This window comes from Mycobacterium sp. 1245801.1 (assembly GCF_001673055.1).
GTDB lineage: Bacteria > Actinomycetota > Actinomycetes > Mycobacteriales > Mycobacteriaceae > Mycobacterium > Mycobacterium europaeum_A.
Window position 1 is genome coordinate 1 of sequence record NZ_LZKY01000016.1, and the last position, 16,000, is coordinate 16,000.

12 protein-coding genes and 1 pseudogene are annotated in these 16,000 nt (G+C 67.7%); 6 read left to right on the forward strand and 7 right to left on the reverse strand.

What is annotated here, in order from left to right; genetic code table 11:
* The coding region (locus A5622_RS00930; RefSeq protein ID WP_232002803.1) for a LysR family transcriptional regulator at nucleotides 1-518 on the reverse strand (518 nt) is incomplete at its 3' end.
* A 67-nt stretch (nucleotides 519-585) separates the two neighbouring features.
* The gene (locus A5622_RS00935; RefSeq protein WP_066865964.1) at nucleotides 586-2,232 is read right to left on the reverse strand and encodes an acetolactate synthase large subunit; all 1,647 of its coding nucleotides are present in this window, start codon (nucleotides 2,230-2,232) and stop codon (nucleotides 586-588) included.
* A 90-nt stretch (nucleotides 2,233-2,322) separates the two neighbouring features.
* Here A5622_RS00935 and A5622_RS00940 point away from each other — a divergent pair, with 90 nt between their 5' ends.
* Nucleotides 2,323-3,741, forward strand: a complete 1,419-nt coding sequence (locus A5622_RS00940; RefSeq protein WP_066876077.1) for an NADP-dependent succinic semialdehyde dehydrogenase — start codon at nucleotides 2,323-2,325, stop codon at nucleotides 3,739-3,741.
* 16 nt (nucleotides 3,742-3,757) lie between these two features.
* Here A5622_RS00940 and A5622_RS00945 read toward each other — a convergent pair whose 3' ends face one another.
* The 3 genes from A5622_RS00945 to A5622_RS00955 all read right to left on the reverse strand — a co-directional run bounded on the left by A5622_RS00945 (nucleotide 3,758) and on the right by A5622_RS00955 (nucleotide 7,281).
* Nucleotides 3,758-4,693, reverse strand: coding sequence for a R2-like ligand-binding oxidase (locus A5622_RS00945; protein ID WP_066865970.1), 936 nt, complete (start codon nucleotides 4,691-4,693; stop codon nucleotides 3,758-3,760).
* Nucleotides 4,690-5,385 (reverse strand): TetR/AcrR family transcriptional regulator, encoded by a 696-nt coding sequence (locus A5622_RS00950; protein ID WP_066876079.1) that lies wholly within the window; start codon nucleotides 5,383-5,385, stop codon nucleotides 4,690-4,692. Before A5622_RS00950 ends, A5622_RS00945 begins: the two co-directional genes overlap by 4 nt.
* A gap of 198 nt (nucleotides 5,386-5,583) precedes the next feature.
* Entirely contained in the window at nucleotides 5,584-7,281 is a 1,698-nt protein-coding gene (locus A5622_RS00955; protein WP_066865977.1) for an acyl-CoA dehydrogenase family protein, read from the reverse strand.
* A gap of 125 nt (nucleotides 7,282-7,406) precedes the next feature.
* Here A5622_RS00955 and A5622_RS00960 point away from each other — a divergent pair, with 125 nt between their 5' ends.
* The 3 genes from A5622_RS00960 (at nucleotide 7,407) to A5622_RS00970 (ending at nucleotide 11,111) form a co-directional block, all read left to right on the forward strand.
* A complete protein-coding gene (locus A5622_RS00960; RefSeq protein WP_066876081.1) occupies nucleotides 7,407-8,387 on the forward strand; it encodes a phosphotriesterase in 981 nt (326 codons plus the stop codon).
* Complete coding sequence (locus A5622_RS00965) at nucleotides 8,380-9,852, forward strand: AMP-binding protein (protein ID WP_066876083.1); 1,473 nt, start codon at nucleotides 8,380-8,382, stop codon at nucleotides 9,850-9,852. Before A5622_RS00960 ends, A5622_RS00965 begins: the two co-directional genes overlap by 8 nt.
* A gap of 236 nt (nucleotides 9,853-10,088) precedes the next feature.
* On the forward strand, nucleotides 10,089-11,111 hold the full coding sequence (locus A5622_RS00970) for a methyltransferase (RefSeq protein ID WP_066876085.1): 1,023 nt from the start codon (nucleotides 10,089-10,091) through the stop codon (nucleotides 11,109-11,111).
* A gap of 48 nt (nucleotides 11,112-11,159) precedes the next feature.
* Here the strand turns inward: A5622_RS00970 and A5622_RS00975 are convergent, their stop codons facing one another.
* Together A5622_RS00975 and A5622_RS00980 are read right to left on the reverse strand one after the other, a co-directional pair.
* Nucleotides 11,160-12,497 (reverse strand): lipase family protein, encoded by a 1,338-nt coding sequence (locus tag A5622_RS00975; protein ID WP_066876087.1) that lies wholly within the window; start codon nucleotides 12,495-12,497, stop codon nucleotides 11,160-11,162.
* 157 nt (nucleotides 12,498-12,654) lie between these two features.
* Nucleotides 12,655-13,830 carry an acyltransferase gene (locus A5622_RS00980; protein ID WP_066876092.1) on the reverse strand — a complete coding sequence of 392 codons (1,176 nt, stop codon included), beginning with the start codon at nucleotides 13,828-13,830 and terminating at the stop codon, nucleotides 12,655-12,657.
* 183 nt (nucleotides 13,831-14,013) lie between these two features.
* On the opposite strand from A5622_RS00980, the gene A5622_RS00985 reads away from it, so the two are divergent.
* Entirely contained in the window at nucleotides 14,014-15,300 is a 1,287-nt protein-coding gene (locus A5622_RS00985; protein ID WP_197505177.1) for a DUF3068 domain-containing protein, read from the forward strand.
* A gap of 21 nt (nucleotides 15,301-15,321) precedes the next feature.
* Nucleotides 15,322-16,000 (forward strand): annotated as a pseudogene (locus A5622_RS00990) (hypothetical protein); the annotation flags it as partial.

Consider the following 16,000-nt stretch of genomic DNA (forward strand, 5'->3'; position numbering starts at 1 on the left):
TCGGGGTGGTGCCGGCCGCGTCGACTACCGTTGCGTTGCTGACGGATCCGTTCTGCGCGGCGCATCCGTTGGTCCGGGTTCAGCTCGAGGTCAACCTGCGCTCGGCCGGCATCGTGGAACGCGTCCGCAGGTTCGAACTGGACGCGGGCATCCTGTATCCGGACCAACGGATGCGCCGCGCAGAACGGATCCGTCAGCAACGCAACGGTAGTCGACGCGGCCGGCACCACCCCGAGCCGCAATTCACCGGTCAGGCCGGCCTGCAGCGCGGTGACTTCCTGCTTGAGGGCGTCGCGGTCGGCCAGGATGCGCCGCGCCCACGGCACCAGCCGCTCACCCTCCGGGGTCAGGCCCTCGAACTTCTGACCGCGCCGCACCAACGGGACGTTGAGTTCCGATTCGAGCTTGCGGATCGCTTCCGACAGCGCGGGCTGGGAGACGTAACAGGCGCTCGCCGCGCGGGCGAAATGGCGCTCCTGCGCGAGCGCGACAAAGTACTCCAGCTGACGGAACAGCATGTGCCCATTCGATCACGTGGACCGGCGGGACGCTCGTTCGCAGGTCTCCCGAAGGCCGGCGCGCTCTCTAGAGCGTTTCGTCCAGCTCGCCGAGGCGGTCGGTCAGCCGTAGATTCTCGGAGTAGTCGACCGGGCAACTGATCAGCGAGACCCCGTCGTCGTCGAGCGCGGCCCGCAGCGTGGGCAGCAGTTCGTCGGCGCTGTTGATCCGGTATCCCTTGGCGCCGAAGCTTTCTGCGTACTTGACCACGTCGGGGTTGTTGAACTTCACGTAGTAGTGCGCCCCGAGCTCGAGGTCCATCTTCCATTCGATGAGGCCGTAACCGCCGTCCTCCCAGATCAGCACCACCAGCGGGATGCGCTCGCGCACGGCGGTCTCGATTTCCTGCGAGTTCATCAGGAACGCGCCATCGCCGACGACGGCCAGCACCTTGGCCTCCGGCTGCGCCAGCTTGACGCCCAGCGCCCCCGGGAGGGCAAAACTCATGGTGGACAAGCCATTCGAGATCAGGCAGGTATTACGCTCGAAGGTCGGGTAGAGCCGCGCCATCCACATCTTGGTGGCTCCGGTGTCGACCAGCACGATGTCGCTGCGGCCCAGCGCCGCGCGGGTATCGGCGACCACCCGGGCGGGCGCCAGCGGGTAGCGCGAATCCTGTTGTCCCCGTTCGAATTCATCGGCCAGCAGGCCCGAACCGGGCACATCGGCGGCGTGATCGAAGGTATGACCGGACAGCGCGTCGGTCAGGGCGTTCAGCGAGTCGCTGATGTCGCCGATGATCCCCACGTCGACGGAGTAGTGCGCGTCGACCTCGGCCGGGAAGCGGTGGATGTGGATGATCTTCTTGTCGCCCTGCGGGTTGATCCGGACCGGGTCGAATTCCTGCAACTCGTAGCCGACGGCGATGACGGCGTCGGCGTTGTCGAAGCCGAAGTTGACGTAGTCGTGCCGCATGAAGCCCAGCGTCCCGATGCTGTTCGGGTGGTCGTCGGGCATGACGCCCTTGCCGTGGAACGTGTTGGCCACCTGGATGCCGAATTCCTCGGAGAAGCGCACCAGGGCCTTGGTCGCGTCGGCGCGCGCGGCGCCGTGCCCGGCCAGCACCACCGGGCGTTTGGCGTTGCGCAGCACATCGACGGCGCGCGCCACCTGGCGCGGGGCCGGCGCGTCGGCGCGGACGACATTGCGGGGCAACGGTCGCAGGTCGTAGTCGGTGTCGTCGGCGTCGATGTGCTCGGGCACCGCCAGGTAGACCGCGGCCGGACGCTCGGCCTCGGAGACTTTGAACGCCTTGCGGACCATCTCGGGGATGGCCCGCGCGGTCGGGACGCCGGCCGACCACCGGGTGATGGGGGCGAACATCGACACCAGGTCGACGTATTGGTGTGACTCCTTGAACTCCCGGTCGTGGCCCACCTGCGCGGAGATGGCGACCAGCGGGGTGCTGTTGGTGGTGGCGTCGGCCACCCCGAGCTGCATGTTGATGGCGCCCGGGCCCAGCGTGGCCGAGACCACCGCGGCGCGTCCGGTGACCCTGCCGTACATCTCGGCCATGAACGAGGCGGCCTGCTCGTGCCGGGTGAGCACATAACGGATGCTCGAGGAAGCCAGCGCCTGCACCAACCGGATGTTCTCCTCGCCGGGCACCCCGAACACGACGGAAACACCCTCGTTTTCCAGGCACTTGACGATCAGCTCAGCGGCTTTGGTCATCCGACACCTCCCTTAGGGGAACGATAGTGGCAGGCTAGGTGTTGGACTTTTCAGCCGTAAGCAACACGAACCCGATGAAGGAGGGCCGACGTGCCCATCGCCACCATTAACCCGGCTACCGGCGAGACAGTGAAGACCTTCACCCCGGCCACCGACCAAGAGGTCGACGCCGCGATTGCCCGTGCCTACGAACGCTTCCTCGATTACCGCCACAACACCACGTTTGCCCAGCGGGCCGAGTGGGCAAACGCCACCGCCGACCTGCTCGAGGCGGAGGCCGACGATGTCGCCGCCATGATGACGCTGGAGATGGGCAAGACCCTGAAGTCGGCCAAGGCGGAAGCGCTGAAGTGCGCCAAGGGTTTTCGCTACTACGCCGAAAACGCCGAGCAGCTGCTGGCCGACGAACCGGCCGACGCCAAGGCGGTGGGCGCGAAGAAGGCCTACACGCGCTATCAACCGCTCGGGGTGGTGCTGGCGGTGATGCCGTGGAACTTCCCGCTTTGGCAGGCCGTCCGGTTCGCCGCACCGGCGCTGATGGCCGGCAACGTCGGGATCCTCAAGCACGCGTCGAACGTGCCGCAGTCCGCGCTGTACCTCGCCGACGTCATCGCGCGCGGCGGCTTCCCCGAGGGGTGTTTCCAAACCCTGCTCGTCTCCTCCAGCGCGGTCGAGCGCATCCTGCGCGATCCGCGGGTGGCGGCGGCGACCCTGACCGGTAGCGAACCGGCCGGCCAGTCCGTGGCGGCCATCGCCGGCGACGAGATCAAGCCGACCGTGCTCGAGCTCGGCGGCAGCGACCCGTTCATCGTGATGCCGTCGGCGAACCTCGACGAGGCCGCCAAGACCGCGGTCACCGCCCGGGTGCAGAACAACGGCCAATCGTGCATCGCCGCAAAGCGGTTCATCGTGCACACCGACATCTACGACGCGTTCGTCGACAAGTTCACCGAGCAGATGGAGGCGCTGACCGTCGGCGACCCGACCGACCCGGACACCGACGTGGGCCCACTGGCGACCGAGTCGGGCCGCGACGAGATCGCCAAGCAGGTCGACGACGCCGCCGCGGCGGGCGCCAAAATCCGCCTCGGCGGCAAGCCCATCGACCGGCCGGGGTGGTACTACCCGCCGACCGTCGTCACCGACATCACCAAGGACATGGCCCTCTACACCGAGGAGGTGTTCGGCCCCGTCGCGTCGATGTACCGGGCCGCCGACATCGACGAAGCCATCGAGATCGCCAACGCCACCACCTTCGGCCTGGGATCCAACGCCTGGACCAACGACGAGGCCGAGCAGCAGCGCTTCATCGACGACATCGAGGCTGGCCAGGTCTTCATCAACGGGATGACGGTTTCCTACCCGGAGTTGGGATTCGGCGGCGTCAAGCGGTCGGGCTACGGCCGCGAGCTCGCGGGCCTGGGCATCCGCGCGTTCGTCAACGCCAAGACCGTGTGGGTCGGGGAACCCGAGAGCGGCTCCTCGTCGGGCGACGACAAGGTCGAGTGAGCTCGGGCCGCCGCCGTCACACCCCAGCCAGCAGCTTCTCGTCCTCCTCGGCGAAGGTGTCCTCGAGCTGGACCGGCGAGTAGTCGAGGTCGATCTCGCTGAGCGGGCGCCCGCGCGCGCTGGAGATGGTGCCGAAGCGCCGCATCCCCTTATCGGAGGCGTAAGCCATGAACTCGTCCACCGACAGGCCGAAGGGCATCGGGTCGTAGAGGGCGAAGCCCTCCTCGATCAGGCGCAGGCCCAGCGGCATCAGCTCGTTCATCCGGGTCTCGAAGACGCCCCAGTTGGCGTCGTCCGCGGCCACGTGGCGCCGGCAGGTGAAGGTGCCCCAGGCCATGTGGCGTCGCTCGTCGTCGCCGATGCGACGCACCAGCTCCTGCATGCCGGGCAGGATGCCGCGCTCCACGCAGATCTTGTGCCAGCCGAAGTAGCCGGTCAGCGCCAGCATGCCTTCGACCATGTGGTTGTAGGTCACCGACGCGCGGACCTGGGCGGCCGGCGACGGATCGACCGTCAGCGCGTTCAGACAGTCCGGCAGTTCCTCATAGAAGATCGTGCGGTAGGTGGGCACGTCGTCGAGGTAGTAGTGCAGGTCCTCGGTGATGCCGACGGCGTCGAGCCACATGCGGAACACCTGGACGTGCTTGGCTTCCTCGAAGGCGAACTGCGTCAGATACATCTCGTCGCCGAGCCGGCCTTCGGCCCGCATCGCGGCCATGAACGGCTGGATGTCCTGGGTCACCGACTCCTCGCCGGCGATGAACTCGGCGCACAGCCGGGTCGCATAGCTGCGTTCGTCGTCGGTGAGCCGCTCCCAGTCCTCGCGATCGCGGGAGAAGTCGATGTCGGCCGGATTCCAGAATTTCGCGTTGCCGCCCGCAAAGAGCTTGAGCGGCAAGCTGTCCCAGTTGAGGCCGCCCTGTGCCATCGAGGCGATTCGGGTGCGATTCATGTGACCTCCTCAGATCGTTTGGGGGCTGGGCTGGTTGGCGCGGATTTCGGCGCGGTCGAGAACGCGGCGGCCAGCACCGCGACGAGCCTGCGCACGGCCAGCGCCGGCTGCTCCGGGGTGGGCTCGTCGAGCCCGAGAATCGGATCCAGGCCGCGCATGTAGGGCGCCAGCGCCAGGTGCGGAAAGATCAACAGCAGCAACGACAGCAGCGCGTCGGTGTCGGAATCCGCGCGCAGGTCGCCGCGCAGCTGCGCGTCGCGCACCAGCGGGCGCATCACCGCCAGGTAGTGCCGGTGGATGACGTTCTGCACGCTGACCCGGGCCTCGGTATCGACTTCCAGGGTCGCCGCGGCGTGCAGCGCCCGTTCGTGCGGGTGGTCGGCGAAGTAGGCCACCCACGCGTCGAGCCAGTCGGTCAGGAAGTCGAAGAACGGCCGGCTCGGATCCAGCTCGCGGATGCGGTCCTCCATGTAAGCCCGCACCCGCTGGCTGCCGATGTCGGCGATGAACGCATACAGGTCGCGCTTGTCCGCGAAGTACTGGAACAGGCTGCCCTTGGCGACCCCAGCGCGGCGCGCGATGACGTTCAGGCTGCCCCGGGAGAACCCGTGCGCCCCGAACTCCGCCTCCGCGGCTTCGATGATCGCGGCGCGACGGGCGGGATCGACGCGCGCCCAGGTGACCGTTGGCAATGCAACCTCCTCACCTCAATGACCACTGGTCATATTACGGTGATCTGCGTCACAGTCAAGGGGTTCCGGCGGCCCAACGTGCAACCAACTTCACGCTCGCAGCCCAACGTGAAACTAACTTCCCCCCGAGCGCCCCGTTGGACGGGCGCTCGCAGCCCCGCGCCCGGCTGGCCGGGCGCTCGACGAGCGACGCCGGCCCTACGGCCGCATCTGATACGCGCCGTTGATGGGCGCGATGTGCTCTTTCCACAGCTGGTCGTAGCGCGACGGGTCGTGGGCGGGGCGACGGATCATCCGCATCGCGAAGCGGGCCTGCGCGTCCGTCGTCGCCGGCTTGTCGCCCAGCTCGACGGCGTACGCGTTGAAGTCGCGGACCAGCACGGCGAAGATCTCGTCGATCAGTCCCTCGTCGACGCCCGACAGCCCGGCCTCCTCCAGGATGAGCTGGGCGTAGGGCACGGTGGCGAACAACTGCCCGACGGCGAAGGCGAAGTCGATGTCTTTCTGCTGCGCGGCATCCGGCGTCGCGCCGGCCAGCATGTCGGCCAACACGTCGATCTGCGAGCGCAGCAGCGCGACGTTGGGCAGGTGCCCGAAGCGGTCGAACGGCGCGCGCCAATCGTGGAAGCGCACCTTGCCCAGCCCGCCGGTGGGGCCCTGGTTGAACAGGAAGGTGTCGTCGGCGGCGTCATCGCGACGCCCGATCAACGGCAAGTCGGCGTTCGGCGCAAACAGGAAATTGGGCATGAACTTGCCGAGCAGCCCGATGTTGATGTGGACGGTGCCTTCCAGCCTTGGGAGCAAACCGATTTCGCGGGTCATCGCCTCGAAGATGGTGTCCTTCTCCACGCCCTTGGCGGCGATGACGTCCCACAGCGCGGCGATGACGCGTTCGCCCTCGCTGGTGATCTTCGCCTTGGTGAGCGGGCTGTACAGCAGGTAGCGGCGGTCGGAGGCCGACGCGCTGCGCATGTAGTCGCAGGCGCGGGTGGCGACCATCCGCATCGCGACCAACCGCGCGTAGGCGTCGGTGAGCAGCCGCCGCACATGGGTGAAGTCGGTGACCACCGTCCCGTACAGGATGCGGTTGGAGGCGTGGGTGACCGCCTCGTACATCGCGTGGGTACACATCCCGACCGCGCCCCAGCCGAGGTTGTACTTGCAGACGTTGACGGTGTTGAGCGCCGCGTGGAACGCCTCGGGCCCGCGGTGCAGGATGTCGGCCTCGGTCACCGGGTAGTCGCGCAGCGCGTAGTTGGCGACGAAGTTCTGCGAGTTCACCACGTTCTTGATCAACCGGTAGCGCTCGTGCTGAGAGTCGGCGGCGAAGAACACGTACTCGTCGGTGTCGTCGAACTTGCCGAAGGTGGACACCATCCGGGCCACGTTGGCGTTGCCGATGTAGTACTTTTCGCCGTTGGCGACCCAACCCGCCTCGGAAGGCGTCAGGTTCATGTCGGTCTGGTAGACGTCCGCGCCGTGCGTCTGCTCCGACAAGCCGAACGCGAAGACCTCGCCGGCCTCGAGCAGCGCGGCGGCCTTGCGCTTGGCGTCGGAGTTGGCGCTCATCCAGATCGGCCCCAGGCCCAGGGCGGTGACCTGGAAGGGATACCAGTAGTTGAGCCCGTAGAAGCCGACGATCTCGGCGAACGCACTGATCCGGTAGGTGTCCCAGCGGCAATCATCGGCCCCATAGGCCGACGGTGTCAGCAGCGACGCGAAGATGCGCTCCCGGCCGACGTGCTCCAAAAAGTCCGAGTACCAGACCCGTTCGTGGTCGTCGGACTTCAGCCTGGCCTTGCCGCGGGATTCGAAGAAGTCCACCGTGGCGGCCATGATCTCCCCCGAGCGGCGGTCTGGGTACTGGCGTTGCAAGTGGTTGGGATTGAGCAACATGACGTGACTCCCAGCGGGTTCTCGACGAAGACGAGGGTGACGGTACTGCAATGGCGCGGCCCCCGGGGGTGCCTGGAATAAAACGACCCTGTTGGTCGGGTGTTAGTCGACCTAGCATCAGTGGCGTGTCAGAACTCAATACCGCTCGCGGGTCCATCGATACCGCTGCGCTAGGCGTCACCCTCATGCATGAGCACGTGTTCATCATGACCACCGAGATCGCGGAGAACTACCCCGAAGCGTGGGGCGACGAAGAACAGCGGGTGGCCGACGCCATCAAACGGCTCAACGAGCTCAAGGCCCGCGGGGTGGACACCATCGTCGATCTCACCGTGATCGGCCTGGGCCGCTACATCCCGCGCATCGCCCGGGTCGCGGCGGCCACCGAGCTGAATATCGTTGTGGCGACTGGGCTTTACACCTACAACGACGTGCCGATGTACTTTCACTACCTCGGCCCGGGCGCACTGGCGGGCGGGCCGGAGATCATGACCGACATGTTCGTCCGCGACATCGAGCAGGGCATCGCCGACACCGGCATCAAGGCCGGGATCCTCAAATGCGCCACCGACGAACCCGGCGTCACACCGGGCGTCGAGCGGGTGCTGCGCGCGGTCGCCCAGGCGCACAAGCGCACCGGCGTGCCGATCTCGACGCACACCCACGCGGGGCTGCGGCGCGGGCTCGAGCAGCAACGCATCTTCGAAGAGGAGGGCGTCGACCTGAGCCGGGTGGTGATCGGTCACTCCGGCGACAGCACCGACATCGGCTACCTCGAGGAGCTGATCGCCGCCGGCTCCTACCTCGGGATGGACCGCTTCGGCATCGACGCGTTCCTGCCCTTCGAGGATCGGGTGAACACGGTGGTGCGGATGTGCGAGCGCGGACACGCCGACAAGATGGTGCTCTCGCACGACGCCAACTGTTACTTCGATGCGATCCCGGAGGAGCTGGGGTCGCAGATGCTGCCGAACTGGCACTACCTGCACATCCACAACGACGTCATCCCGGCGCTCAAGGAGCGCGGCGTCACCGACGAGCAGCTGCAAACCATGCTGGTGGACAATCCGCGCCGCATCTTCGAGCGGCAGGGCGCTTATGAGTGAGCCGATCCCGCCGATCGGTTCCCAGATTTCGGCGCTGGCCGCACTGGCCCCCGACGAACCGGCGGTCACCTGCGACGGCACCACCCTGACCCGGGCCGAGCTCGACCGTTCGACGAATCGGTTGGCCCGCGCCTACGCGGAACTCGGGGTGGGCGTCGGCGACTACGTGACGATGGTGCTGCCGAATTCGGTCGAGTGGATCCAGGCCGCGGTGGCGTGCTGGAAGCTAGGCGCGGTGCCCCAGCCGTTGTCCGCCCGGTTGCCCGACGCGGAGCTGCAGGGACTGCTGGACTTGCGCCCACCCGCCCTGCTGGTCGGCCGCGAGCACCCTGGAATGGCAAGCGTGCCAGCCGGTTTCGAACCCGATCCGGCGTTGTCGGATGAGGCGCTGCCCGAGGCGGTGTCACCGGTGTGGAAGGCGATGGGATCCGGGGGCAGCACCGGGCGGCCCAAGCTGATCGAATCCGGCGGCGATAGCCGGATACCGGCGGCGATCGGCTACCCGCTGGGCGCCCAGGAGGGCGACACCACTCTGGTGCCGGTGCCGTTGAGCCACAACACCGGTTTCACCACCGCGACCATCGCGTTGCTGATGCGCCATCACCTGGTGTTGATGAGCCGGTTCGACCCCGAGCGGTTTCTCCGGCTGATCGCCGACCATCGCGTCACCTTTTTGACGACGGTGCCGACGATCATGCAGCGGACGCTGCCGGTCTACCAGGCCAACCCGGAAGCCTACGACCTGTCCTCGATTCGGCGGTTCTGGCACCTGGGCGCGCCCTGTCCCCCGGCCATCAAGCAGGCGTGGATCGACCTGCTGGGCGCGGAGAAAGTCTGGGAACTCTACGGCGGCACCGAATTACAGGCGCTGACATTCATCTCCGGAGACCAGTGGCTGGCGCACCGCGGCTCGGTTGGCCTGGTGGTGGCCGGCGAGATGAAGGTGCTCGACGACGACGGCAACCCCTGCCCGCCCGGCGTGGTCGGCGAGATCTACATGCGGCCCGGCCCGGACAGCGCGCCCACCTACCGCTATGTCGGCGCCACGGCGAAAAGCCGCGACGGCTGGGACTCGCTGGGCGATCTCGGCTATTTCGATGCCGACGGCTTCCTGTATCTCTCGGACCGGCGGGTCGACATGTTCACCGTCGGGGGCCGCAACGTCTACCCCGCCGAGATCGAGAACGCGCTCTCGGCGCACCCGGACGTGCTGTCGTGTCTGGTCGTCGGAGTCCCCCACGAGGATCTCGGCCAGGTGCCATACGCACTCGTGCACCCGATCGACGGTTCGAACCTGGATTGCGTTGGCGTGCAAGAGTTTCTGCGCGAGCATGTGGCGGGGTACAAGGTGCCGCACACCGTCGAGTTCGTCGACACCCCGTTGCGCGACGACGCCGGCAAGGCCCGCCGCTCGGCGGTGCGGGCCCAGATCATCGAGCGCTTGTCGACCGCGGAGGCCAGCTGACCCGCACTGGTCTAGGGCCGCCATGAGCCGCATTCGGCGATCAACGCATACGACAGTGCATTTAAATCAAGCTTGGGCCGCGCGAAGATGCTCCAGCAGGAATACTTGTTTTTTCGAGTCTGTAATCGTCTGTAATGACCAGGTACTGGAGAACGATGCCGTCTAAGTCACCGACATCAACCCCGAGACTGCCGCCCGCCCGGGTGGCTCGGGCGGTCGAGCGAGTCCGTCATCACGTGGGGCGGCTATACCAGAGACTGGCACCCCCGCCGATCGCGGTCATCGAAATCCTCTTCGGGGCCTTTCTGTCGCAGGCCATCTCGGCATCCGCGCAATTGGGCATTGCCGACGCGCTGGCTGCGGGCCCGTTGACCAACGAGGAGTTGGCGCGCCGCATCGGGGCCGACCCGGACAGCGTGGCGCGGCTCATGCGGTTGCTGATCAGCCGCGGCGTGTTTCGCAGGCGTCGCGACGGCCGTTTCGCGCTGAACGCGCTGGCCGACACGTTGCGCACCGACTCGCCGATCTCGACGCATGGGACTGCCCTGTTCTTCGGCTCCCCGCAACACCGAGCGAACTGGACACGGCTGGCCGATGCGGTGCGTACCGGAGAGCCGAATCCCCCGAAAGTGTTCGGCAAGGACATCTTCGACTATCTCCGGGACGACCCCGAGTTCGCGGAGATCTTCAACAACGCCATGACCTCCACGTCGTCAGTGTTGGAGGCTGCGGCGGTCGCGGCGTACGACTTCAGCAACTTCGGCGTCATCGCCGATATCGGTGGCGGCCACGGCCGGTTACTCTCGTCCCTTCTCACCGCCGCCCCCAACGCCCGCGGCGTGCTGTTCGACCTCCCCGAGGCAGTCGAGGGAGCACCACCTGTGTTGGCCGCGCACGGCGTCGCCGACCGAGTCACGGTGACGGGCGGGTCGTTCTTCGAAAGCGTCCCAGTCGCTGACGCCTATGTGATGAAGAACGTCATCCACGACTGGCCCGATGACAAAGCCATCGCGATCCTCGGCACCATCAAAGCCGCGGCCCCTGCGGGCGCGAAGCTGCTGCTGCTGGAGATGGTCGTCCCCGACCACGACCGCGAATTCCTCGGCCACTACGCCGATATGGAGATGCTGGTGATGGCGGGCGCACTGGAACGCGATCTCAAGCAGTGGACCGATCTACTCCGGCGGGGCGGCTTCCGGCTGCAGCGCGTGGTGCAGACGGCGGGCCCGCTCTGCGTCATCGAAGCCGTGCCCGGTTAGGAGGCGCCCCTCCGGCTCAGGCCCGCTGCGGGATGACCCGGCGAGCCGCTACGCCGCGTCGGATTTGGAGAGCGGACGGGACCGGACCGGCCGTCCCAAGATCACCTTGGTCGTGATCGCGCCGAGCTTCAGCATGCCGAGGTAGGTCGACGGGTTGAACAGGGTCGGCCACACCGTCCGGGTCCTGTTTTCGTCGATCGGGCGTCCGGTGAACCGGTCGCGCAGCCACCTGAGGGCCATCGGCGAGGACAGCGGGTGCAGCAGCAGGTGACCGCAGAATCGATCGCGGTGATAGGTGACCGCCACCCCCGCCGCGCCATACGTCGCGACGAGCTCATCGATGTCGTCGACACTGATGATCCTGTCGTGCACCGCCTGGATCACCAGCAGGGGCAGTTCGGGTGGGGTTCTGCCGAGCTTGGTTTCGTCGAAGATGTGGCGCACCTCCGGCAGGTCCCACAGTTCGTCGGTGGAGATGTCGACGTAGGAGCCGATGTCTGCGTTGCGCAGCCGCCGAACCGCGCCCGCGGTGGTCAGCTTCCGCAATTCGTTCAGCACCGCCCTGCCCTCCTCGGTGGCGTGCTCGATGACGACCCGCTGCGCTTCCGGGAACACCTCCGTCAGCGCCGCGATCATCAGCGCGGCGAGTCCGGCGAAAAACGACCCGTTGAGGCGGCGCGCGACGCTTTCCGGGTCGGCGACCGGTGAGCCGAGCACCGCGCCGACGATATTGAGTTCCGGCGCGTAGCGGGCGGCCGCCTCGGCCGCCCACGCGGAGGCGAAACCACCGCCCGAATAACCCCACAAACCCACCGGGGCGGACGGGGACAAGCCCAGGCGTTCGCAATTCAGGGCCGCCCGGACACCGTCGAGAATGCGGTATCCCGGCTCGCGGGGTGCGCCCCACATGCCGTGACAGCCCTCGTGGTCGGGCACCGAGACCGCCCACCCTTCGGCCAGTGCCGCCGCCACCAGCAGGAACTCCGCCTGCGTGAACGCGCCGATCGCCCCGGCGCCGCGGCGCAGCGCGTACGACGGGAAACACTGCGACGCCACCGCATCGATAGCGCACTGATACGACAACACCGGACACCGCGGATCGCGCTGTTCCGGCAGCAACAAAGTGGTCACGGCGACCTCGGGATCGTCGTGCAGGTTCGTGCTGCGGTAGAGGAGTTGGGTGGCCGTGAAGCTTTGCGGCAGCAGGCCCAGGAAGCCCAACTCGACCGTGCGCGAGCGCAGCACGGTGCCACATTCAGCCTGTTCATAACCCGGCGGCGGTTGGTAGAAGGGATCGTCATCCGGCGAGAGCGGACGCTCGCCAGGACTTAACTCCTCGTGTGGCGTGTCCGCCATCGGCCGTGCCGCGATCGTGTCGTTGTCCATTGTCGAACGCCTCTCCTGGACCGAAGCGACTTCGTTGCCTTGCCGCTTCCGGCACCCGCGACCCGCCGCTCTCTCACACTCGGGGTTACCCAAAAAAGAGGTTTCGAGACCTTCGGTACCGCATCGGAGGGGAATTGAGGTGGCCGTCCGGGCGGGCTCACGGCGCGATCGCGTCGGCCTCGGCGTCGACATCCTGAGCCGTCTCGGCCGGCTTCTCTCGTTTCTCCCAGCGGCGCAACGCTTCTCGGCACGGCGACTCGACCAGCGCATAGCTGACCGCGGCGATCGCGAAACCGAAGATCAGCGTCAGCACCAGCACCGTGGGCATGCGGCCGGTGAACGGGAACGTCCCGAGCACTGGGAACACCATCGCCAACGCCGCCAGATGCCACACGAACAACCCGTAGGACCAGCGGCCCAACGTCACCATGGCGGTCGTCCCCAAGATGCGATGCGCGGTGTCCACCCGATCCAGCACCAGCGGGGCGACCAGCGCGAAGGCCACCACAGAGCCCATCGCGGTCTTCACCGCGAACTGGGCCGGGGTGCCGGGCACCAGACCTTCGGGACCCGCCAGCGGCGACGCCGCGATCAGGTAGGCGACCACCGCGACGGCCGCCATCACCCACCGCCGGCGCGCAATCCGGTGTGGCAGCCCGATCCCGCTGTGCACCCACTCGGCCAGCAGCATGCCGGCGGCGAACCAGGAGAAGAACGCCGGCGGCCAGTTCAGCGGATTGATACCCGAGGCCGAGTCGGCCGCGAAGAGCCACCCCCACGCCCAGCTCAGCGCGCCCAGCGCGGCGATCGCCGGCACCCGGCCCCGCGCCGGCAGGCGGCGGGCCAGCAGCGCGAGAACCGGCAGCGCCAGATAAAAGCTGACCTCGACCGACAGGCTCCACATCTGGGTCAGCCCACCGGTCAGCGTCAACGGCACATAAATCTGGGTGAGGGTCAGGTTGGCCAGCCACACCGTCGGGCTGGCGTGGTCGGCGTCGGGCAACAGCGTCAGGATCACGACCACGGCGACCACATAGGCGGGCATGATCCGGACCACCCGCGACCGCAGGTAGTGCCCGGTGGCCGGACGCGACCCCAAACCCCGTGCCGCCCCGGCATGCCCGCGCCACAACAGAAAACCCGACAGCGCAAAGAACACCGCCACGGCCAGGTCGAAGCGGCCGAACAGCCTGCCGGTGGCGCCGCTGGAGTGTCCGGTCTGGAACGCGACGTGCGTGACCACCACGCCCATGGCCGCGCAGGCGCGCATGCCTTCCACGGCTGGCAGGAAGCTGCGCACCCCGCCCACCCGCTGGTCATCGCTCACCACCACAGTTTGCCTGTGCCGTGTGGTCCGGCCATTCGGTACACCCGAAGGACCCGTCCGCGCGAGCAACAGGTTCGTAAGTCGCTGCCTTACTTTCTGCTGTTAGGGTCAAACGAGTTTGCCCCGGGCTTGCCTGCTCGGGTCGGGTCGCGGCTGATGAAGCAAGGAAATTGAGGAGGGCACAGCGACGTGAACCGAGCAGTCATGTTGCGGTTCGCCGCATGCGGGATCATCGGACTCGGAGCCGCCCTGCTGATCGCCGCGCTGCTTTTGACGACGTACACCACCAGCAGGATCACCAAGGTGCCCCTGAACATCGACGCCACGCTGATCGGTGACGGCACCGGGACCGCACTGGACTCCGCGTCGTTGTCGACCGACCACGTCATCGTCAACCAGAACGTGCCGCTGGTCTCCCAGCAGCAGATCAGCGTCGAGTCGCCCGCCAACTCCGACGTGGTCACGCTGCAGGTCGGAAGTTCGTTGCGGCGCACGGACAAGCAGAAGGACAGCGGGCTGCTGCTGGCGATCGTCGACACCGTCACGCTCAACCGCAAGACCGCGCTGGCCGTCTCCGACGACACCCACGCCGGCGGTTCGGTCCAGAAGCCGCGTGCCGTCAACGACGAGAACCCGCCCACCGCGATGCCGCTGCGCCACGACGGGCTGTCCTACCGGTTCCCGTTCCACACCGAGAAGAAGACCTACCCCTACTTCGATCCGATCGCGCAGAAGGCGTTCGACGTCAACTACGACACCCAGGAAGACGTCAACGGGCTGACCACGTACAAGTTCACCCAGAACGTCGGCTACAACGCCGACGGCAAGCTGGTGGCCCCGGTGGCCTACCCGTCGCTGTTGGCGGGCAACGAGGATGCCAAGCAGACCACGTCGGCGGCGATGTGGGGCGTGCAGGGCGGTGACCCGAACGAACAGATCACCATGACCCGCTACTACGCGGCGCAGCGCACCTTCTGGGTGGACCCGGTGTCGGGCACCATCGTCAAACAGACCGAGCACGCCGATCACTACTTCGCCCGCGATCCGCTCAAGCCGGAGCTCACGCTGGCCGACTACAAGGTCACCTCGAACCAGGACACCGTCGAATCCCAGGTGAACGCCGCCCGCGACGAGCGCGACCGGCTGGCGCTGTGGTCGCGCGTCCTGCCGATCACCTTCACCGCGGTCGGTCTGATCGCGCTGATCGGCGGGGGGCTGCTCGCGTCGTTCAGCCTGCGCAGCGAGAGCGCGCTGACCGACCCCGGCCTGGACCGCGGCGACCAGGACTTCTTCGGCCGCAGCGGCCTGGAGGAACCGGTGCCCGGCGCCGAGGCCGAGACCGAGAAGCTGCCCACCCAACGGCCCGAGGCGCGCCAGGAGACCGGTCCGCCCGGCTCCGACCCGCCCGGCCCGGATGAGCCCACCGAGGCGGGGCACACCGAATCCCACCCGCCCGGCACGCACGACCGGGAATAGCCCGGCCCGGATGCGTTAACCGTGCGCTGGACCCGACCCGGGTACGCACTGGTCTTGGCGCTGCTGGTGGTCGGGCCGCTCCTGGCGCCCGGATACCTGCTGCTGCGCGACGCGGTGTCGACGCCGCGGTCCTATCTGTCCGATACCGCGCTGGGGCTGACGTCGGCGCCGCGCGCCACCCCCCAGGACTTCGCGGTGGCGCTGGCCTCCCAGCTGGTCGACGGCGGCGTCGTGGTCAAGGCGCTGCTGGTGGCCGGGCTGTGGCTGGCGGGATGGGGCGCGGCCCGGCTGGTCGCGGTCACGCTGCCCTGCGCGGGCGCGCCCGGCCAGTTCGTCGCCACCACCGTCGCGATCTGGAATCCCTATATCGCGGAACGGCTTCTGCAAGGGCATTGGAGCCTGCTGGTCGGTTACGGCTGCCTGCCCTGGGTGGCGGCCGCGATGGTCACGCTGCGGACGGCACCGACCTCGAGCCGGTTCGGGCCCTTGGGGCTGGCCTTCTGGATCGCGCTCGCCGGGCTGACCCCGACCGGGCTGCTGCTCGCCGCGACGGTGGCGCTGGCCTGCGCGGTGGTGCCCGGTAGCGGCAGGCCGCGCCGGTGGTGCGCCGCGACGGCGTTGGGCGCCGCCCTGGTGGCGGCGCTGCCGTGGTTGACGGCGTCGGTGATGGGCTCGTCGCTGACCGCCCACACCGCGGCCA

What these genes read in the sequence shown, in the direction of transcription:
- A5622_RS00935 (WP_066865964.1), bottom strand. Translation starts at nt 2,232, where the DNA reads ATGACCAAAGCCGCTGAGCTGATCGTCAAGTGCCTGGAAAACGAGGGT.
- A5622_RS00945 (WP_066865970.1), bottom strand. Translation starts at nt 4,693, where the DNA reads ATGAATCGCACCCGAATCGCCTCGATGGCACAGGGCGGCCTCAACTGG.
- A5622_RS00955 (WP_066865977.1), bottom strand. Translation starts at nt 7,281, where the DNA reads ATGTTGCTCAATCCCAACCACTTGCAACGCCAGTACCCAGACCGCCGC.
- A5622_RS00965 (WP_066876083.1), top strand. Translation starts at nt 8,380, where the DNA reads ATGAGTGAGCCGATCCCGCCGATCGGTTCCCAGATTTCGGCGCTGGCC.
- A5622_RS00975 (WP_066876087.1), bottom strand. Translation starts at nt 12,497, where the DNA reads ATGGACAACGACACGATCGCGGCACGGCCGATGGCGGACACGCCACAC.